We start from the raw sequence: 20,503 nt of genomic DNA, 5'->3' as shown, positions 1-20,503 counted from the left end.
TTTCCCGCCCAGAGAGATATTTTATATTTATGAACCGGTGTTTTGTTTTTTTAGAGATATCGTTTTATATAGGCGAGCATGATGAATAGATGTGAATTAGTTCACATTTGATATACCAGACGAAGGGAAGAACGTGGATTTTGCGATGCAGTTATCATTCTTCTCCATAAATAACACACATTTGGCGCGATTATTTACGTTGAATTAATTCACAGTTGAATGATTTCAGACAGGCAGCCTGCGGTGAAATACCGTGAGGGTTCATCACCTTACAGGCATGTCATACGGCAGGTTTTTTAAGAGGAAAGGCCAATCCCTGGCCCTGGTGCTTGCTACAGCGAGTGATTCAAAAGAGGCGTAAAGGTTCAGGCCTTCAGCAATGACGCTGTGCTTTCCTGTAATTCATCGAGCAATGTGTAACGTTTACGGTATTCAGAACGCTTTTTGCTGGGTAACTCTTCCATGGTTTTGCGCGGCAGCGTCAGCGGAACGTCATATAAGGAAGAAGAATATGGCGTGGCGCTGATGGAATCCCAGAATTCGTTATAGCTGGCGACGAATACGTTCTTTTTACGGTGACGGTAACGCAGGCTGCGGAAAACATGGCCGGTGTCGCTGACCGCCAGGATCCGCTGTACGCCGGTGTGCGCGGCAATGCGTTGCAGGCTTTCCAGCAGCAGACGTTTCGGGAACAGCCCGTAGCAGGATTTGGTCGCCTGTTTGATCACCTCATGCGGCGTCGAGCGGTGCGCTCCCTGGAATCCCCCCACGATTATCGTCAGGCCTTCAGGGCGTTGCACAACGCTGAACGTCAGCGCGGCCAGCAGCGTTTCTTCCATATACAGGAACATGTTCGCCTCGCCTTCCCGCTCGGATTTACCGATCGATCCCAGCACGACCCTAAACGTTTCACCGTCTTTGCCGGTGAACTGTGTGACGGTGTCACCGCTTGCGCTGAGGAAGGTGTTGCGCAGCGGCGCGCTTTCAATGTTACTGACGAAGGCGTAGTGATCAACCAGCGCAGAAGCGCGTCCGGCGGACGGCAACCCGAGGTGCAGATAGGGTTTGTGGATTTTGCTCGGCAATTTCGTCTGAACGGTGAACGCCTCCTGCCAGACGGGCTCGGCGGCCATCTTGTTAAGGACTTTCAGGGTATCCAGCGGATGCAGCAACGTGCGGACGGCGTATTTGACACGGAACATCCGGTCGCGCCACAGGTTATCCGGTACACAGGCACCGCTCAGCAAATCCATGAACAGACTGAATCCGCTGACTTTTTTGTTGAGAGTTGGGTCAGTGGACTGGGGTCCGCTGAGGGATTCGATGTCGTTAAGTGGTGAGTGTTCCATGACTTATTTCCGCTGCCTGAAATAATCACGGTATCACCCGATTTTTAAACAACTTTACAACGCTTCCTTAAAGAAAACGGCGCCCGACCGGTAGATGAATCCTGTTGAGGCGCCGTTTACATTATCTTTACGTAAGGGGGATAATTAAGGTTTTGCGGCCTGTTTAAGCATCACCCGTTCGCTCAGCGTTATTCTCCACACACTGTTCTTCGACAAATTCAAACGCCCGCCGCAGTTGTGCGGCGTCGGGGTGGCCCGGCAGCAGATGGATGGATTCACCGGGCTGGAGCGTGCGTTCAATCAGACGCGACATCTGCTTTTCATCCGTGATATCTACCTGTAATTGGGCCAGACTGACCGGCAGATCAAGCACCTTGTACAGTGCGGTCAGTTGCACCACCACGTCCGGCTGATTCAGCAACGCGCTTTGCACCAGAATACCGTAGGCCACTTTGGTGCCGTGCAGGAAGGCATCAGTCTGCGGCAGAGCGGTCAGGCCGTTGTGCACGGAATGCGCCGCCGCGATGCGCGTGTACCGGTCGCCCAGCCCGCCCACTAATCCGCCGCCTGCGATGATCGCATCCAGCACATTCAGGAACGGCTGAGTCAGCTGATGATCATCCTGCGCCTGTAAGGCGGCTTCGCTTTCATTGAGCAACACGTCGCGCAGCGTCAGCGCGGTATTGAGGCCGAGCTGAACCGTCAGGGGCAGCGTTTGTGGCTGCGGGCTGAGCACCACGGCTTCGTACCATTTCGCCAGCGTGTCGCCGATCCCTGCCAGCAGATACTCCTTTGGCGCGGCGAGAATAATGCGCGGTTCGACCAGCACCAGATGGTTGGCATCCCTGAAGATTTCGTAACGCAGCGCCTGGCCTTCGTCGTTATACCAGACCGAGAGCGGCGTCCAGGCGGCGCAGGTGGCGGCGATGGTTGGGATCGCCACCACCGGCAGCCCGAGACGGCGCGCCACGACTTTCGCCGTATCCAGCACCGCCCCGCCGCCAATGCCGATCACCACCTGACGATCCGGCCCGCCGATCTCTGCAATCCGCTGCACTTCTGTTTCGCTGCAATGTGCGTTAAACAGCACGTGCCTGGCCTGTGAAGCGGTGAAGGCTTCCGGCAGATAATCCTGCGCAGCCAGCAGCGCCCGCTCGCCGTAAATCCACAGCGCCTTATCCAGTTGCGCCGGGGTATAAAACTCAGCAAGACGCTCAATGGCGCCGGGGAAAGAAAAATAGTTGGCAGGGCCGGCGACCACGCGGATATCAGTATCACTCATCGGGAATTCCTTAATATAGAAGCTGTTAACATCCTACCCCCGGACATCCGGATGGCTAATACTCTTTGGCATTAACTTATACGTTTTAGTTCGTTGCCAACGGCTGCGCCGTCATCAAAACTCGGACAATCAATTCATTAACTCACTATAAAAGCCTGCACAAAAGCTCAGATGAATTGTCCTCCCGTTTTAATGATGATTAACCACACAGGGTAATAAAAATGAAACTGCTCTCCACCTCGTTGCTGGCGTTAAGTTTATTCACCGTCCTGCCGTCGTTTGCTGCACAAACCGCTGCGGTGCCGCAAGCGATTGCCGGGCATCAGGGGCCCATCCGCATCGCGGTGATCCGTAATCTGGGGTCGGACGATAACACCACCCAGTTTGTCGCCGGTGTGATTCAGGAAGGCCGCAAACTCGGTTTTCAGGTCAGCACTTTTCTGAGTAACGGCGACGACGCGAAATTCCAGGATTTCGTCAATCAGGCCATCAGCCAGAAATATGACGGCATTATTTTATCGCAGGGGCGTGACCCCTATTCCACCGGGCTGGTCAAACGTATCACCGCCAGCGGCATCGCGGTGTCGGTCTTTGATACTGCGGTAAATGGCGAGATCCCCGGCGTGACCGTCACGCAGCAGGACGACGCTTCGCTCACCGATCTCTCCTTCGGCCAGTTGGTGAAGGATTTCAACGGCAAAGCCAATATCGTCAAACTGTGGGTGGCCGGCTTCCCGCCGATGGAGCGCCGCCAGACGCAGTACAAAAAACTGTTGCAGGATCAGCCCGGCATTCATGAACTGGAATCGATTGGCGCGGTGTCTTCTGACGTTCAGGGCGATACGGCGAATAAAGTGGGCGCGATCCTGGCGAAATACCCGAAGGGTAAAATCGACGCGATCTGGGGAACCTGGGATGCGTTCAGTCAGGGCGCGTATAAGGCCCTGAAAGAGAATGGCCGCACTGAAATCAAACTCTACAGCATTGATATTTCCAATCAGGATCTGGCGCTGATGCGCGAACCGAACAGCCCGTGGAAAGTCAGCGTGGCGGTGGATCCTAAACTGATCGGCGCCATCAACCTGCGTCTGGTCGCCAACAAAATCGCCGGTGAAAAAACGCCTGCCACTTATGAGTTTAAAGCGGCGGCCATTCCGCAGGCGTTGCTGTCCGGCAATCCTGATGCGGTCAACGTGGCGTCGCTGGCAAAAGTGATCCCCGGCTGGGGAAAATCCGATGACTTCATCGCACCCTGGTTCGCTACCCTCGAAGCGCAGCATAAAAAATAAGGCCGGATTATGACGACGTATTCTCTCCCACAACCGGAGTACAGCCGCAACATGCGGCTGATCGGCCACAGCGATCAGGGCGGTAAACCTGATGGCGTGCAGGTGATGGTTCACCGTGGCTATGCCTATATCGGGCATATGGTGTCGCAGGGATTTTCGATTGTGGACGTGCGCGACCCGAAAAACCCGCGCCCTGCCGGTTTCATCCCTGCGCCGCCGGGCACCTGGAATGTGCATTTACAGGCGCACGACGATTTACTGCTGGTGATCAACGCCCGTGATTTGTTTGCTGACGTGCGTTTCGCCGACGAAAAAGTCTATTACACCCGTTCCGTCAGCGAGACGGTGCAAGGCACGCAGCAACGCGGATGGAGCGCGGGCGTGCGGATTTTTGATATTTCGGTGCCCGATCAGCCAAAAGAGATCGGCTTTCTCGGGCTGGAAGGGATCGGCGTGCACCGCATCTGGTACGTCGGCGGCCGCTGGGCATACGTTTCAGCGCTGATTGACGGTTACAGTGATTATATTTTTCTGACAATCGATCTGGCCGACCCGCGTAATCCGCAGGTTGCCGGACGCTGGTGGTTGCCGGGAATGCACACCGCAGGCGGCGAAACGCCGGACTGGCCGGAAGGCAAACGTTACGCGCTGCACCACGCGATCATCAGCGGGGATACGGCGTATGCCAGCTGGCGCGACGGCGGCCTGACCTTGCTGGATATCAAAGACCGCAGTGCGCCGCAGCTGATTTCGCACCGAAACTGGAGCCCGCCCTTTGGCGGCGGCACGCACACGGCACTGCCGTTGCCCGACCGCGATCTGCTGGTGGTGCTCGACGAAGCCGTTCTCGACAATCAGGAAGACGGCGAGAAACTGATCTGGCTGTTTGACGTGCGCGAACCCTCGAATCCGGTGAGTATTTCCACCTTTCCGCAGCCGGACGAACGGGATTACGTCAGCAAAGGCGCGCATTTCGGACCGCACAATCTGCATGAAAACCGCCCTGGCAGCTTTATCAGTTCCACGCTGATTTTCGCCACCTATCAGAACGCCGGTGTGCGCGCATACGACATCAGCAACCCCTATCAGCCAAAAGAAACCGGCGCGCTGGTGCCCGCTGCGCCTGAAAGGATGATCGATAAACGTCCCGGCAGACCGCAGGTGATCCAGTCCTGCGACGTATTTGTCGATGCCCAGGGGATCATTTACAGCACCGACTACAACGGCGGCCTGTCGATTATCGAGTATCTGGGGTAGTGCATTGCGCCTGAGATTGATGATGTCAGGCGCTTTTTAACACAGAGTCACTGATGACTTCCTGACGTCCCTCCCTTATAAGATTTATAGTAGGCGAGTACAGCCCCGGCTACTTTTACCTCTCAATGTAAGGAAACCCTGCAAGTGACTGCTTTCAAAAATCTGTCAATCCCCTGTATCAGACCCGCAACGCCAGCAGACGTTGGTGCGATTTTTGATATCCGTACCCGTGTGAAGGAGAACCCGCTTTCCCGCGAGCAACTCACAGAAATGGGTATCACGGATGAGGCGATCCTTGAAGCTATGCTGGCAGCGCCCTGTCTGTGGATCGCCGAAGTGGATGGCGCCCCGGTAGGATTTTCGATGGCCGACCTGGAAGAAGCCAGCGTTTTCGCGATGTTCATCCTTCCCGGTTTTGAAGACAGAGGTATTGGCCGGAGCCTGATGGCAAGCGCTGAAGAGGCGCTGTTTGACCTTCATTCTACCATCTGGCTTGAAACCAGTGCTGAGAGCCGTGCTTTCGGGTTTTATCAGAAACTCGGCTGGCAGGAGGTTGAGCGGTTTGAGGATGGGGATGTCAGACTGGAGAAAACGAAGCCAGTCGCCCGTTCACACCGGTAAAATCGCTCTTTTTGCCCCTCGCCTGATCTATAACCCAGCCAAAGGTGTGTGATAGGTTTAATACTTATCATCTATCTTTTGCTGTTTCAGGACAGACCATGAACCAAAGTAAACCGGATGTCGCAGAACATCCGTCGCAGGACAGTGCCGAACGTTCAGGGATCTCCGTGATTGCTTTACTGGTTGCCGCGGCTTTCTTCATGGAGTTTATCGATGGCACGGTGATCGCCACCGCACTCCCGCAAATGGCGATATCTTTCGGGGTGTCTGCGGTGGATCTCAATGCCGGGATGAGCGCGTATATGCTGACGCTGGCGGTGTTGATCCCGGCCAGCGGCTGGGCGGCGGAGCGGTTTGGGGCGCGGAATGTATTCACCTTTGCCCTTGCCGTTTTTACGCTTGCCTCGCTGTTCTGCGCGATGGCGACAGGCGTCGGGGAATTTATCCTTCTGCGCATTATTCAGGGCGTCGGGGGGGCGCTGATGGTGCCGGTCGGGCGGCTGACCGTGCTGAAAACTACGCCAAAACCTCAGCTGATTAAAGCCATCGCCACCCTCACCTGGCCCGCGCTGGTCGCGCCGATCCTCGGGCCGCCGCTGGGTGGGTTTATCACGCATTACGCCTCCTGGCACTGGATTTTCTACATCAACGTGCCGCTCGGGATTATCGCCATGATCCTCGCGTGGCGGCTGTTTCCACAACAACCCGCCGAGCAGCCCAAGCATTTCGACACGCCGGGCTTTGTGCTGACCGGGCTGGCGATGCTGGCGCTGGTGACCGGTCTGGAGCTTATCAGTCAGGATCATATCTTGTGGACCACCGCCGTGCTGCTGCTGGCGGCGGGCGCGGCGATGTCCGTGCTGGCGGTGCGTCATTTGTCCCGATCTGCTGCGCCGATGGTGCACCTCGGATCGCTGGTCATTCCGACCTTTCGTATCAGTATGGGCGGCGGTTCGCTGTTTCGTATCACCATCAGCGCCGTGCCGTTTTTACTGCCGCTGATGTTGCAGGTCGGGTTCGGTATGGATCCCTTCCACGCCGGGCTGCTGGTACTGGCGGTGTTCGCCGGAAATCTGGCGATGAAACCGGCTACCACGCCGCTTATCCGCCGCTTTGGCTTTCGGCCTGTGCTGGTGGTGAACGGCCTGCTGAGCGTTTTCTCGCTGCTGTTTTGCGCTTTCCTGACACCCGGCACGCCGGACTGGCTGATCATGCTGCTGCTGTTTCTCGGGGGCCTGAGCCGTTCGATGCAGTTCACCGGCATCAGTACGCTGGCATTTTCGGATGTGCCCGCCAGACACATGGCGGATGCCAATACGCTGTTCAGCACTGCGCTGCAACTCTCGGTCGGGCTGGGCATCACGGTTGGCGCGCTGGGCACCCGTTTCGGGGAGCAACTGGTGGAGCGGATGCAATGGCAGGCAGTGCCGGGAATGAGTTTTAAAATCGCGTTTGTGGTGATCGCTGTGATAACGCTTTTCGGCTGGCTGGATATGCTGCGCCTGAAACCTGATGCAGGGGCAACAGTTTCCGGCAAACAGTAAACTTTACTCTATGATTAATCGTGGTAATTCACCTGAACCGGAGAAACCGATGTTTGCAGGATTAAGTGCTTTTCCCCTCACGCCGCTCAATCATAATGGTGTCGATGAACGGGCGTTTGTGCGGCTGATTGAAAGAAGTGTCAGTGCAGGCGTGGATTCGATCGGTGCGCTGGGGTCAACCGGCAGCTATGCCTACCTCAGCCGCGATGAGCGCGCGAAAGTGGCCCGTCTGGCCGTAGAACATGCAGACCGGGTGCCGGTGATGGTGAGCATCGGTGCGACCAGCACAGCTGAGGTGTTGCATCTGGCGGAAGATGCCCAGCAGGCGGGCGTCAGTGCGGTGCTGCTGGCACCGGTGTCCTATCAGAAACTGACCGCTGACGAAGTGTTTACGCTGTATGAAACCGTATCGCGCCATCTTTCGGTGCCGATGTGCGTTTATGACAATCCTAACACCACGCACTTTGAATTCAGCGATGACCTGTATGTCCGCGTGGCGCAGTTGCCGCACGTTGCCAGCATCAAAATTCCGAATCTTTCTGCCGATCCGCAGACAACCCGCGCGCGGCTGGAGGCGATCCGCGCCCTGCTGCCTGCCCATATCACCCTGGGCGCCGCGGGCGATCTGGCGGCTGCCACGGTGCTGACTCAGGGCGGTGATGTGTGGTATTCGGTGATTGCCGGTTTATTCCCGCAGATCCCGGTGGCGATCACCCGTGCAGCACAAAACGGCAATGAGGCCGAAGCGCAGGCGCTGTCCGCCGGGCTTGAGCCTTTATGGGTCTTCTTCAGAAAACACGGCAGTGTGCGGGTAGTCGCGGCGGCCGCTGAGTTGCTCGGTCTGGCGAGTGCGCCTTGCCTGCCATTGCCGCTGCATGCGCTGGCTGGTGACGAACGGCAGCAACTGGCTGGCGTACTCGACAGGCTCGGTCTGCACGCCTGATCTTCACGGCGGGGGCCCTTCCCGCCGTATTTCCCTTTCGCCACGGCACAAACAGCCACCCTTTTAGTCGCTTATTCCACCGTTTGATTTCCCTTAAATCATCCATACTGTCAGCATCATGCACCTTTTTCGGGTGCACTTTTTGCAGAGCAAAACCTACAAGGGCTATTCAGGCGTGGCAAAATCATTTTTACGCAGTGGCAGTCTCAACGACATCCTTGCGCTGGGCGAAAACGGGCAACCGGTTTATGCCTCAGCCCTGCAATTACGGGAAACCTTACGTCTGCGTAAACAACCGTCGATTGCCGATTGTCTGGCTATTCCACAGCTTAATGAGTCGGGCGATCGTCTCGACTGGTACTCCCCGCGCGAGGGTAAAGTGATCTCCTGGGCTGCCGCGACCGATGCGGCGCGGGCGTCGGCATTGCGTCACCTCGAAAACTGCCTCGACTCCGTTGCGCACATCAGCGCTGCGGCGAAATCTTCAGAAAAATCAGCCTTGCAGTTTTTCGGCGCGTTGCTGGAAAAAGCTTTCCGTTTTCCGGATCAAAACCACGTTTATCTGGTTGGCGGCCAGCCGGTACTGACTTTCTGGGGGTTTGTGAGCCTGGATAACAGCAGCAATGCCGATGCGTTCGCCTGTCTGCGTGAGACAGTAAAAGCCGATGAACCTTTACCCGCCTTCGCCATGGCCGCCGACGATGCAGAGCCTGACATGCCACCTCCAGAGCCGGTTCGTGTGGTGAAAACCATTGAAGCGCGCGCCGCCGAGCAGGATGTGCCGGAGCCTGTGCCTGTCGTCACGCGCCGTAAAATTTCGCCTCTGATGTGGGCGCTGCCCGCCGTTGCGCTGGTGATTGCCGGTTCTGCTGCCGGCTGGCTTTATTCCCGTACGCCCGCTGCGCCAGTGGCCGTCGCTAAGGCGCAACCAAAACCTGCGCCGCAGACCATTGAGCCGCGCGCCATTGCGCCGACGCCGGTGGTGGCTGAACCCGTGGCTAAAGCAGAGGCCGTTAACGTGCCGCAAGTGAAAGCGCCACAAACTCCGGCTGCGCTGCCCGTCGCACCTGCTGCTGTGGTGGTGGCCTCGCCTGAACCGGTTTCGGACGTCGAGAAAAACCCTGTCGTGGCAGAACCTGCGCCCGTGCCCGTCAGTAAGAACGCGCTGGTGATGCCACCGGACGCGGTGAAAATCGGTTCGACCAAATTCCTCAACGGCAACTGGAATGTGATTGTCGATATTAAGGATCCGGTGACCGGCAAGCCGCCGGTGCTGCGTTATCAAATCAAACAAGGTCAGGGCACGGTGAAAATCAGCTACGGCGCAGGCATTACCTGCCGGGCTGCCATCAATGCCGGGCTGATGCAGTCGGGAAATCTGGTGATCAACAGCCGCTACCGCGCCAAATGCAGCGACGGTTCCCGCTATCAGATGCCGGAAATCAGCTGTACTCAGGCCGCGACCGGTGCCGCTGTGTGTCAGGGGCGCTACAACGGTGACACGGTTTATCCCATGACGATAAAGCGCGAAGGTAAATAACAGCATGCTGGCAACGATTACTGATTTTAAACAAAAAATTACCCTGATTCAGGACAGCGGGATCCAGTTCCTCGACTTCGCGCTAAAACCCGTCTGGGATGAGGCTCTGCCCGCGAAATTCGTGCGTAAAAGCGCGAACGGCCCGCTGCTGCGTCTGGAGTATAACGCGCAAAGTGGCCGTCATTTTCTGCCGGGGCTGGACGGCGGCGCGCCTGAAGTGGTGCGTCCGGAGTTCAGTTTTCCGCTGGAGCAGTCTCTGCAATTGCTGGATCAGATCTGGCTTCCGCTGCCGTTTCTGCGCTTCAATCCGCCGCGCACCTTTATGGCGGGCCCGGATAACTGGGCGCGGGTGCAGATCCGCGCACTTGAGACGCCGGAAGCCGACGGCAGCACGCACCGCGTGGTGATCGCATTTGACACCCGTGTGGCCGAAGGGGATGACGAACAGTCGCTGCTCGCGCCGACGCCGGACGATGTGAAGAATGGTATTCATTTTGCGCTGGCATGGCACAACGAAGAGTTGCTCGATTTTCTCGACCAGACCTGGGTGGACGGCTGGCTGCGTGAAGTGTTCACCGAACAGGTGGCGATCCGTGAACTGCGTGAAGTGCGCAATATCAAAGTGGCGCTGCGCGAGTTTGAATATCAGGCGCATTACCTGAATCTGCTGGGCATGCTCGGCAGCCAGCTGGGTATCCCTGAACTGAAGATCAACGGCGCAACGTTGCAGGAACCCTCGATCAACGTCGATCTTATTCTGGATGTCGGCAACTCGCACACCTGCGGCATTCTGGTGGAAGATCACGTCGGTGAAACCGATGGCCTGAAACAAACCAGCGAACTGCAACTGCGGGACCTGTCGCAGCCGCATTATCTCTATAACGAGCTGTTTGAAAGCCGGGTGGAATTCTCGCAGGCGCGTTTTGGGAAGCCTAATTTCTCAGTTGAAAGTGGCCGTGATGACGCTTTTATCTGGCCGTCCATTTTGCGCGCCGGTCGCGAAGCCAGCCGTCTGGCACAGCTGCGTGAAGGAACGGAAGGCTCCACCGGGCTTTCCAGCCCGCGCCGCTATTTGTGGGATGAAGACAGTTATACGCCAGGCTGGCGTTTCAGCCAGGGCGGCCACGGCGCGGTGCAGGAGCCGGTGGCTGCCGCCATGCCGCTGACGTTTCTGATCAACGACGAAGGCCAGCCGCTGTCCGATCTGGCACCGGAGGAACGTCTGCCGGTGTTTTCCGCGCACTACAGCCGCAGTTCCGTGATGACGCTGATGCTCTCTGAGCTGCTGGCGCAGGCGCTGATGCAAATCAACAGCCCTGCCCAGCGCGCCAAAATGCTGCGTTCTTCCGCGCCGCGCCAGCTTCGAAACATCATTCTGACCCTGCCTTCGGCAATGCCGAAACCGGAGCGCGAAATCTTCCGCCGCCGCATGCAGGAGGCCATCGGTCTGGTGTGGAAATCCATGGGCTGGCATCCTTCGGACGACGGATTTAAAACCCAGAGCGATAAGGCCAAAAGCCGCATGCCGGTGCCGGATGTGCAGATGGAGTGGGATGAAGCCACCTGCGGGCAAATGGTCTATCTGTATAACGAAACGCAGGTGAATTTCGGCGGCCATACCGGCGAGTTTTTTGCCAGCATGGCACGCCCCGATCGTGAACTGGCCGATGACGAACCGGTGGGCAAAACCCTGCGTATCGCCTCGATCGATATCGGCGGTGGCACCACTGATTTAGCCATTACGCAATACTGGCTCGACGACGGCATGGGCAATAACGTCAAAATCACCCCGCGCCTGCTGTTCCGTGAAGGGTTTAAAGTGGCGGGCGATGACATCCTGCTGGACGTGATCCAGCTGTATATTTTGCCTGCCCTGCACGCCACGCTGAAAAAAGCCGGTCTGGCGAACCCTGACAGCCTGATGACGCGGCTGTTCGGCAGCGAAGGCCGCATGGACGGCCACGCCACGCTGCGTCAGCAAAGCACGTTGCAGATTTTTATTCCGCTGGCCCGCGCCGTGCTGGAAGTGTACGAAGGCTTTGATCCGCTGGACACGCATGCCGAAATCGACGCGCCGTTCGCGGAACTTCTTGAACAGCGCCCGACGCAAAAAGTGCTCGATTATCTGCACGGCGAGATCCAGCGCGCGCTGCCTGCCGGTTCGGAGATGTTCGACATCATGCAGGCGCCGCTGGTGCTGAAACTGAGCAAGCTGCACAGCGAGTTTTTATCCAACCGCATGAGCATTACGCAGAATCTGCGTTCGCTGTGCGAAGTGGTGTCGCTGCACGACTGCGACGTGTTGCTGCTGACCGGACGTCCGTCGCGCTTCCCCGGTATTCAGGCGCTGTTCCGCCACCTGCAACCGCTGCCGATTAACCGCATGCTGTCGCTGGATGGCTATCACACCAGCGGCTGGTATCCGTTCAATAAACTGGGCCGCATTGATAACCCGAAATCCACCGCCGCCGTCGGCGCGATGCTGTGCCTGCTGGCGCTGGATCTCCGTCTGCCGGGCTTTTATTTCAAGGCCGGGGATTTTCAGCCTTATTCCACCGTGCGCTATCTCGGGATGCTCGACGGCAATCAGGCGCTCACCGACGATAACGTCTGCTACAGCGACATCGATCTCGATGCCCACGATTATAAACTCGACGGCGCGGCCAACTTCCGCATCCGCGGGGCGATCTGTCTGGGCTTCCGTCAGCTTGAAAATGAGCGCTGGCCCGCATCACCGCTGTATACCCTGTCTATCGCCGAACCGGAGCTGGCGCGTAAAGTCGCCGGTGACAGTGTGCTGCGCGTGAAACTGGCGGTGAAAAAAGGGGAAGACCACCCGACGCCGGAATATTTCGACATCGCCAGCGCAGTGCTGGATAACGGCACCAAAGTGCCGTCCCACCATCTGCGACTTCGGCTGAACACACTGGGCGAGAACTATTACTGGATCGACAGTGGGAGCGTATTTGTTTCATGACCACAACAACGTTAAGCACCGACCTGCTGCAACAGCAATTCGCGCACCTCGATGACACCATCGGCGACGCGCTGGAATGGGTGGAACAGACCCGCGAACAGGCACCGCGTCTGGATCTGGAAGCGGATCGCCTGAATCTGCAACTTAAACGCTGCCGCGACAAAGCCCGTCGTCTGACGCAGGCGACACAACTGCCGCAGACGCTGGGCTTTTACGGCCATTCTCAGGCCGGAAAATCTTATCTGATTTGCGCACTGGCCGCCGGCAACTACGGGCGTCTCGAAACGCGCCTGGGCGGCGTCACGCTCGATTACCTGACGCAGATTAACCCGGGTAACCGCGCTGCGCGTCTGGCGACCCGCTTTACCCGTCAGACTGAGGTGAAAGACCGCGCGTTTCCGGTGCGGGTGCTGCTGCTCAATGAGGCCGATCTGGCCCGCATTATGGTGCGCGCCTTCCAGCCGGATGCGCACTACCACGTCCCGGATACGCAGCAGATCACCGAACATCTGAACAAGCTGATGATGCACCGTCAGCCGCTGCCGGTGCCAGGATTCCGGAGTGAGGAGATGATGGGATTATGGGATTCCATGATTCGCCTCGACGCGCGCCGCTTCCGTCACCTGAATGCCCATTACTGGCCGGTTGCGGTGCAGCTCGCGCCGTACCTGAATATCGACGATCGCGCACGTCTGTTCTCCCTGCTGTGGGGCAACGTCCCCGCGCTGACGACGGCGTATCGCCATTACGCGCACACGCTGCAACATCTGGGCGGCGCGCAGAGTCTGCTCGCACCGCTGAGCGTGTTAGTGGATGACGCAATGCAACCGGCCGACGGCATTTTCAGTCAGTCCCCGGCTTATGATATTGAGATTTCTGTTTGCCCGGAATTCGCCGGTGAAAGCCATGCGCCGGTGACGTTGTCACTGGAAGAGCTGACGATGCTGGCCGCCGAAGTGCAGATCCCCCTGCTTTCTCCTCCGCGTGAAGCGCTGTTTGAAGAGATCGATCTGCTGGATCTGCCGGGCTACGGCGCGGCGGAAGAAGAGGTTGACGGCGAGGACGACATCACTCCGCTGTTTCGCGCCAAGATCGCCTGTCTGCCGGAGCGTTATACCGATCGCCATGAAATGAACATGCTGATGGTGTGCACCGCCGCTGACCGCCGTGACGATGTGGTCGCCGTTGGCCGCACGCTGGAACACTGGGTTAAAGAGATGCACGGCGAGAATCCGCAGGTGCGCAGCCGCCGCAAACCGGGTCTGGTCTGGGTGCTGACGCCGTTCGACCGCCGTATGACCGAATCGGTACATTACGATGAAGCGGTACAGCGCCATGTGGGGAATCCGGGCGATGCCTGGGGGGCATTGCTTGCCATGGACGACCGCGGGTTACAGCGTATGGCTGATTATCTGGTGGCGGAAATTCGCCCTGAAATCCGGCTCAACCGTCTGGCCGAACAGCGCGATGAGTTACGCCGCGAACTGGCTGATAACCTGCTGGGCAGCTGGTATCAGGAAGGTGAAATGGCGGATCCGGCACAGAAACAGCGTACCGTACAGACCGTGATCAAGGCGTTGCAAACCCGAACCGGCGTTCACGGCGAACTGCTGGAAAAACTGTTGCCGGGACGGGATGAGTTGCACCGTATTTACCGGGAACTGTCCGAACAGCCCGACGACGCCCGCGTGCAGGATGAGGCAGGCGTGGAAAGTTTTGGTATCGGCATCAATATCGATTTGTTTGCTGAACAGCAGGATACGCAGGTCTGGCAGGAAAAAGCCGATGACGGCACTGCGTTTGCGCGGCAGGTACAGCGTTACTGGGTCAACCATTTACGCAGTTTGCCGGAAAACGAACCGCTGATTGCGCTGATTGGCGTGGCCAAACCCACCGTCGAATTACTGATGGAAGAGCTGATTACCGCCAGTTTCCGTCTGGAAATGGGCGATGCGCTGATCCGCACTCTGGGCGGGGCTCTGCCCGCCGGTACGCGTGAACACGAGCACCACGCTGACCGTCAGGTTTCCCGCGCGCTGACCGTGTTAGGCGATTTTGTCGCCTGGCTGGGTTTTGAAAAACTGAGCGAGGCGCAACGCCCGGAAAGCCGCATCAATAAAGGCAGCAAGATTTTCGCCAAACCGCAGAAAAGCGTAGCCAGCTGGAAATCGACCCAGCGCCTGACCAAACTCTCCGCTGCGCCAGCCAATGCCACCGCGTTTTATATTTACGACTGGCTGGTCGGTTTACAGGAAAGCATCATGCGCAATGCGGGCTATGCCGCCGGCGGGGAAATTCCGTTGTCGCAGCGTGAAGGTCTGGAGCGTTTGCTGAAGGCGTTAAAAACCGCAGAGTGATAAATACATAAACCGGAACATCAGCGTGATGTTCCGGTTTTATTTAATGGCGCGTGCGGCCATGTTTGTTGCAGCGGATTATTTGTTCAGTTGATCAACCAGCAGTACCGCGGCTTCCGCAGAAGAACCCGGGTTTTGTCCGGTGATCAGCAGGCCTTCACGTACCACGTAAGAACCCCAGTCAGCGCCTTTGGAATAGACACCCCCCAGTTTTTTCAGCTCATCTTCCACCAGGAAAGGCACCACGTCGGTCAGGCCAACCGCTTCTTCTTCGGTATTGGTAAAACCGGTGACTTTTTTGCCCTGAACCAGCGGATTGCCCTGCTCATCTTTCACGTGACGCAGCACGCCCGGCGCGTGGCACACCAGCGCCACAGGTTTACTGGCAGCGATGAACGATTCGATCAGTTCAATGGAGTGTTTATCTTCCGCCAGATCCCACAATGGACCGTGGCCGCCAGGGTAGAATACGGCGTCGAAATCAGCCTGCGAAACGCTGTCCAGACGCACTGTGTCTGCCAGCTGAGCGTTGGCCTGCGCATCGGCTTCAAAGCGGTGGGTTTGTTCTGTCTGGAAATCCGGCTCATTGCTTTTCGGATCCAGCGGTGGCTGGCCGCCAGCCGGTGAGGCCAGCACAATCTCTGCGCCTGCATCTTTGAAGGCGTAGTAAGGCGCTGCCAGCTCTTCGAGCCAGAAACCGGTTTTGCGGCCAGTGTTACCCAGTGTGTCGTGTGACGTCAGAACCATCAGAATTTTCATGTTGTGTATCCCGTTTGTGATGTTGCAGGTTGTCTTTAATAGTAGACCAGTAATAGTAGACCAGTCGTCTTGTAATTACTTTCAAAAAAACACCTCAGCGCGAGGTGCATTTTCCGACCATCCGTTTAGCGAGGTGGATGGATAATCTGTTGTGTCATTGCCATGGCAGCGTCAAAAGGTTGCGTATTGCGCACAATTTTCACCATCACGCTCGAGCCCAGCCACAGCTGATACAGCCCTTGTGCGGCCATCAGCGGTTTATCAGTGACGGTCATCGACCCTTCTTCAACGCCGGTTTCAATCACTTTCGCGATGCGGCTGATAATGCCGGAGGTGCCTGCATCAAGCGCCTGACGCATCGATTCAGAGAGATCCGCCACTTCTGCGCCCAGTTTGACGGCGAGGCATTTTCCCTGACAGTCGTAAAAAGACTGACTCTCCTGCCACTGCTGCCAGTAATTCATCAGCCGCTGCGCCATGGTCAGGCCGGGCTGTGAAAACGTGGCATCCATTTCAGCGTGGTAATCCTGAAAATAGCTTTTCAGCAGTTCTTCGCCAAACGCATCTTTCGAACTGAAGTAATGGTAAAAAGAACCCTTCGGAACGGATGCCGTGGTCAGAATTTCATTGAGGCCGACGGCCGAGAAGCCTTTCTTCGCCATGAGTGACTGCCCCACATCGAGAATGTGCTTACGGTGATCGGTCTTGCCTGTGTCAGATGCTTTTGTCGTGTTCATGGGCTCAATCTATATTGAATTAGACCAGTCGTCTAGTGGTTATTTGAAAATAATCGCTGCTGAGGTTCTGTATTGAGGCTAAACGTCAGTTTTTCGTCAAGATTTCATTGCGCAATCTACAAAATTATCTCAACTTTCTGTAAATTTGGCCGATGAAACTTCTTTCAGTTGTATTCAGCTTACGCCTCTGGGGTCATACGGATGTTGATTGGGATTGATTTAGGCACGTCAAACTGCGCGGTGGCTCTCTGGCAGGACGGTGGTTCCGTTCTGATCCCTAACGTTTATGGAAAAAATCTGACGCCTTCGGTGGTCGGGCTAGACGATGACGGCCACATATTGGTCGGCGCGCCTGCGCATGCACGATTGTTCACACATCCTCATCTCACCCTTTCAAGTTTTAAGCGCTTCATGGGGACCGATCATCAGTTCCGTCTCGGTAAGCAATATTTTCGTGCGGAAGAGCTCTCCGCCCTGCTGCTGCGCAGCCTGAAAGCCGATGTGGAGCAGCATTGCGGGTGTGAGATCACCCGGGCGATTATCACCGTCCCTGCTTATTTCAACGATATTCAGCGTAAAGCGGTGAAAGCGGCCGGTGAACTGGCGGGGTTACATGTCGAACGCCTGCTGAACGAACCGACGGCGGCGTCGCTGGCATACGGGCTGGTGAATCAGCAGGAACAAAAATTCCTGGTGTTCGATCTGGGCGGCGGCACTTTTGATGTTTCGATCATTGATATGTTCGAAGGTGTCATTGAAGTGCGCGCCAGCAGCGGTGACGTATTCCTCGGTGGCGATGATTTTACCCGCAGCCTGGTCGGCTGGATGCTGGCGCAATATCCGCAGCTTGATAAAGAGGACACCGCGCTCTTCGGCCAACTGATTACGCTGGCAGAAAAGGCTAAGTGCCAGCTGACCACCGAAGACAGCGCGACGCTGAGATATCAGTGGAAAGATCTCTCGCTGAACTGGACGCTGACCCCCGATATTTTGGCGCAATGCTGTGAAAGTACGCTGGAGCGCATGAAAAAACCGGTGATTCAGGCGCTGCGCGATGCCAAATTCTCCGCCGATGAAGTGGACCACGTGGTGCTGGTGGGCGGCGCAACCCGTATGCCGCTGGTACGTCAGGCGGTGGCGCGTCTGTTCGGGCGCTTCCCGCGCAGTGAACTGCAACCGGACGAAGCCGTGGCGCTGGGTGCCGGTATTCAGGCCGGGCTGGCGATGCAGGATCAGGCGCTCGATGACATCGTGCTGACCGATGTCATGCCCTTTACGCTCGGCATCGGCATTTCGCGCCCTAAAGGCGACGGCTACGAAGGCGGCCATTTCCTGCCGCTGATCGAACGAAATAGCTTTGTGCCGGTCAGCCGGGTGGAAACCATCACGACGATTTCCGATCAGCAAAAACAGCTGGATGTGTCGATTTATCAGGGCGAAGCGCGCCGGGTAACGGACAATATTTTACTCGGTTCGCTGCAGGTGGATGTGCCTGCGCGTCCGGCGGGTGAAATGACCGCTGACGTGCGTTTCACTTATACGCTCGACGGCATTCTTGAAGTGGAATGCCTGATCTCCGGCACCGGTAAACTGGAAAAGCTGGTGATTGAAAAGGCACCGGGCAGCCTGACGCCGGCACAAATTACCGAAAGTTTGTTGAAGCTGGAAAGCATCAAACAGCATCCGCGTGAGCAACTGGTCAATCGCCAGCTGGTGGCCGAAGCCAACGCGTATTATGAGCAGAGTCTCGGCGAGCAGCGCCAGTTCATCGCCAGTCAGCTTTATCATTTTGAGCATGTTCTTGATTCGCAGGATGCGCGGCGTATTGCCGAAGCCCGCAAGGAGTTTGAAGCGCTGCTGGTGCATTTACGCCGGAACTGGGAATAACCCGGTGGAGATCTGGTCCGTTCTTGGCATAGAACCCACCCAGGACATCACGGTGATCAAACGGGCGTATGCCCTTCAGCTGAAAAAAACGCGGCCAGATCAGGATCCCGACGCTTATCAGCAGTTGCGTGAGGCGTTTGAATCGGCCAGACGTGGCGAATACTTTTGGGCAGACAGTGACGTTGTCACCTGCCCGTTGCCTCTGATGGCACTTACCGATGAATCCCTGATCCGCCAGATGCAGGTGCACGCCCTGGTGTGCGACGCCGTTACCCTGCTGCTGTCAAATGAACAAGCCGGTCTGGTGCAGCTCTTTGCCTGCCTGTCGGACGATTTGCTGCAAAACCTTCAGATGCGCGAAATGTTCAGTCAGCAACTGGCATGGGATTTGGCGGAGCGTGAAGGACTGACGCCGTCTGTGCTTGAGCAGGTGGCGGCGATGATGGAATGGGAAATTGACCATTATCAGCCCGTCGGGATTTCAATTTATCAGCTTCAGGCGCTGTACCAGCAGATTGAGAAGACCACCGGGCGCCGTTATCAGGCGGATTCGGGCATGCTGTGGAGTGACGACTGATGCTTTTTTTCTATTCAGGATTAGCGACGTGGGTGATTCGATGAGCAGCCAGGGAATATGGTCGGTATTAGGCATTGAGCCGACTCAGGATCTCAGTGAGATTAAACGGGCTTATGCCCGCCAGCTGAAAATTACGCGACCGGATCAGGATCCGCAGGGCTATCAGCGCCTGCGTGAAGCCTTCGATGCCGCGAAGAATCAGGGAAATGAAGACGTTTTAAGTGACGTTGTCACGAAAAGCGCGCGTCCTGACGATAACCTTAACGCTCCCCTGACGGACAGATTCATCCCGTACGAAATGGTCGATGAATTGCCGCCAGAACCCGACAATGTCTACCTGTTGCGCAGCCAGGTGCTTGAGCAAATCCCTCAGATCATTGATGCGATGATGAATGACGAAATCGCGGGTTTGAACCGGCTGGAAAGTTATTTGCAGAGCGATTTACTGCAAAATCTCGAACTGCGGGAAATGTTCAGTCAGGAAATTGCCGGGCAACTCAGTGAGCGCGAAGGATTGTATTCGACGTTACTGAGCCAGATTTCCGCCATCATGGGCTGGGAGATCGACAATTATCAGCCTGCGGGTATTTCCGCCCGACGGCTGCAGGCGCTTCAGGAACAGATTGAAATGACCGCTGCGAATCATTACTGGTCGGTGATGATGCGTGAATATCAGGGTTCTGCGTTGAACCGGCTGCGTCTGAGGTTACTGACCGTGGAAGGTGCCACCGTCCCCTGGTGGGCAAAACTGGTGCCTGATTTTATGTCGTCTTTGAGTCAAAAACTCAGGGAAATCAGGATGCATTATCCGACGTTGTTACCGCGCCTGAATTCGGTTTTGCTTAATACCCTGGCTGAAACCCGGCTGATGCTGCGCTGGGGAGCGGTGTTCCTGAGCGGTTTCTGGCTTTTGCTGATCATGCTGGCGACGCGTGAGCATCCTCAGCCGTGGCGCTCTCGCCTGTTGCTTATCGCGATCGTTGGCTTATATCTTCACGGTTACCCTTATCTGGAGCGAAAATTACGCTACCGGGCGCGCGGGCTGTGTGTGGCTCAATGTCTGCTGTCGCTGCTCTCAATCGCGATCATCGTAAAAATAATGCTCGGTTTCTTCAGGGTATTTGCCCCGGATGCTGGAAACCTGGTCATGGCGGTCACCCATTACGGCGTCCTCAGCGCCAGCAGTTTTTGTGTTCTCTGGATGATGGCACCTAAAACCTGGAAGTGGTACAGCGTGCCGTTAAATGCGATGACATTACTGATGATATTGCCGTGGGAAGTGGTGAGGAAAAGCCGCGGGACCGTCAGTGCCGTGGCCTTTATCATGCTGCTGTTTGTCTATTCGCTGCTGATTGCAGTGGGGTTTCGTTAAGAATGCGGGCAG

15 protein-coding genes are annotated in these 20,503 nt (G+C 56.7%); 11 read left to right on the top strand and 4 right to left on the bottom strand.

From position 1 onward, the window contains the following. Nucleotides 1-365 precede the first annotated feature (365 nt). On the bottom strand, nucleotides 366-1,349 hold the full coding sequence (locus ABSH60_RS22760; protein ID WP_390976328.1) for a DUF535 family protein: 984 nt from the start codon (nucleotides 1,347-1,349) through the stop codon (nucleotides 366-368). A gap of 163 nt (nucleotides 1,350-1,512) precedes the next feature. Then, nucleotides 1,513-2,631 carry an oxidoreductase gene (locus ABSH60_RS22755; protein WP_390976326.1) on the bottom strand — a complete coding sequence of 373 codons (1,119 nt, stop codon included), beginning with the start codon at nucleotides 2,629-2,631 and terminating at the stop codon, nucleotides 1,513-1,515. A 221-nt stretch (nucleotides 2,632-2,852) separates the two neighbouring features. On the opposite strand from ABSH60_RS22755, the gene ABSH60_RS22750 reads away from it, so the two are divergent. The 8 genes from ABSH60_RS22750 (at nucleotide 2,853) to ABSH60_RS22715 (ending at nucleotide 15,159) form a co-directional block, all read left to right on the top strand. After that, nucleotides 2,853-3,920 carry a substrate-binding domain-containing protein gene (locus ABSH60_RS22750; RefSeq protein ID WP_390976324.1) on the top strand — a complete coding sequence of 356 codons (1,068 nt, stop codon included), beginning with the start codon at nucleotides 2,853-2,855 and terminating at the stop codon, nucleotides 3,918-3,920. Nucleotides 3,921-3,929: 9 nt separating this feature from the next. Beyond that, nucleotides 3,930-5,177 (top strand): LVIVD repeat-containing protein, encoded by a 1,248-nt coding sequence (locus ABSH60_RS22745; RefSeq protein ID WP_136374681.1) that lies wholly within the window; start codon nucleotides 3,930-3,932, stop codon nucleotides 5,175-5,177. A 144-nt stretch (nucleotides 5,178-5,321) separates the two neighbouring features. Next, nucleotides 5,322-5,798 (top strand): GNAT family N-acetyltransferase, encoded by a 477-nt coding sequence (locus tag ABSH60_RS22740; protein WP_390976322.1) that lies wholly within the window; start codon nucleotides 5,322-5,324, stop codon nucleotides 5,796-5,798. 98 nt (nucleotides 5,799-5,896) lie between these two features. Further along, nucleotides 5,897-7,342, top strand: a complete 1,446-nt coding sequence (locus ABSH60_RS22735; protein WP_390976320.1) for an MFS transporter — start codon at nucleotides 5,897-5,899, stop codon at nucleotides 7,340-7,342. A gap of 49 nt (nucleotides 7,343-7,391) precedes the next feature. Continuing rightward, nucleotides 7,392-8,285: a dihydrodipicolinate synthase family protein gene (locus ABSH60_RS22730; RefSeq protein ID WP_390976318.1), complete on the top strand. Its 894-nt coding sequence runs from the start codon at nucleotides 7,392-7,394 to the stop codon at nucleotides 8,283-8,285. 175 nt (nucleotides 8,286-8,460) lie between these two features. Further along, the gene (locus tag ABSH60_RS22725) at nucleotides 8,461-9,825 is read left to right on the top strand and encodes an SrfA family protein (RefSeq protein WP_390976316.1); all 1,365 of its coding nucleotides are present in this window, start codon (nucleotides 8,461-8,463) and stop codon (nucleotides 9,823-9,825) included. 4 nt (nucleotides 9,826-9,829) lie between these two features. Then, complete coding sequence (locus ABSH60_RS22720) at nucleotides 9,830-12,802, top strand: virulence factor SrfB (protein WP_122096687.1); 2,973 nt, start codon at nucleotides 9,830-9,832, stop codon at nucleotides 12,800-12,802. Further along, nucleotides 12,799-15,159, top strand: coding sequence for a virulence factor SrfC family protein (locus ABSH60_RS22715; protein WP_217203758.1), 2,361 nt, complete (start codon nucleotides 12,799-12,801; stop codon nucleotides 15,157-15,159). Before ABSH60_RS22720 ends, ABSH60_RS22715 begins: the two co-directional genes overlap by 4 nt. Nucleotides 15,160-15,237: 78 nt before the next feature. Here ABSH60_RS22715 and ABSH60_RS22710 read toward each other — a convergent pair whose 3' ends face one another. Both ABSH60_RS22710 and ABSH60_RS22705 read right to left on the bottom strand, forming a co-directional pair. Further along, on the bottom strand, nucleotides 15,238-15,918 hold the full coding sequence (locus ABSH60_RS22710; protein WP_056773864.1) for a type 1 glutamine amidotransferase domain-containing protein: 681 nt from the start codon (nucleotides 15,916-15,918) through the stop codon (nucleotides 15,238-15,240). Nucleotides 15,919-16,043: 125 nt separating this feature from the next. After that, nucleotides 16,044-16,655 carry a TetR/AcrR family transcriptional regulator gene (locus ABSH60_RS22705; RefSeq protein ID WP_136375789.1) on the bottom strand — a complete coding sequence of 204 codons (612 nt, stop codon included), beginning with the start codon at nucleotides 16,653-16,655 and terminating at the stop codon, nucleotides 16,044-16,046. Nucleotides 16,656-16,856: 201 nt separating this feature from the next. Between ABSH60_RS22705 and ABSH60_RS22700 the strand changes: the two genes are divergently transcribed. Genes ABSH60_RS22700 through ABSH60_RS22690 form a run of 3 tightly spaced genes read left to right on the top strand, consistent with a single transcriptional unit; the run spans nucleotide 16,857 to nucleotide 20,491 of the window. Beyond that, nucleotides 16,857-18,542 (top strand): Hsp70 family protein, encoded by a 1,686-nt coding sequence (locus ABSH60_RS22700; RefSeq protein ID WP_390976313.1) that lies wholly within the window; start codon nucleotides 16,857-16,859, stop codon nucleotides 18,540-18,542. 4 nt (nucleotides 18,543-18,546) lie between these two features. Then, nucleotides 18,547-19,119, top strand: a complete 573-nt coding sequence (locus ABSH60_RS22695) for a molecular chaperone DnaJ (RefSeq protein ID WP_390976311.1) — start codon at nucleotides 18,547-18,549, stop codon at nucleotides 19,117-19,119. Between the two features lie 28 nt (nucleotides 19,120-19,147). Continuing rightward, nucleotides 19,148-20,491 carry a hypothetical protein gene (locus ABSH60_RS22690; RefSeq protein WP_390976309.1) on the top strand — a complete coding sequence of 448 codons (1,344 nt, stop codon included), beginning with the start codon at nucleotides 19,148-19,150 and terminating at the stop codon, nucleotides 20,489-20,491. Nucleotides 20,492-20,503: the final 12 nt, after the last annotated feature.

The organism is Rahnella sp. R3(2024) (assembly GCF_042920125.1).
GTDB classification, from domain to species: domain Bacteria; phylum Pseudomonadota; class Gammaproteobacteria; order Enterobacterales; family Enterobacteriaceae; genus Rahnella; species Rahnella rivi.
Note: the sequence above shows the minus strand (reverse complement) of the source record. Positions and strands in the feature narration are given on the sequence as shown.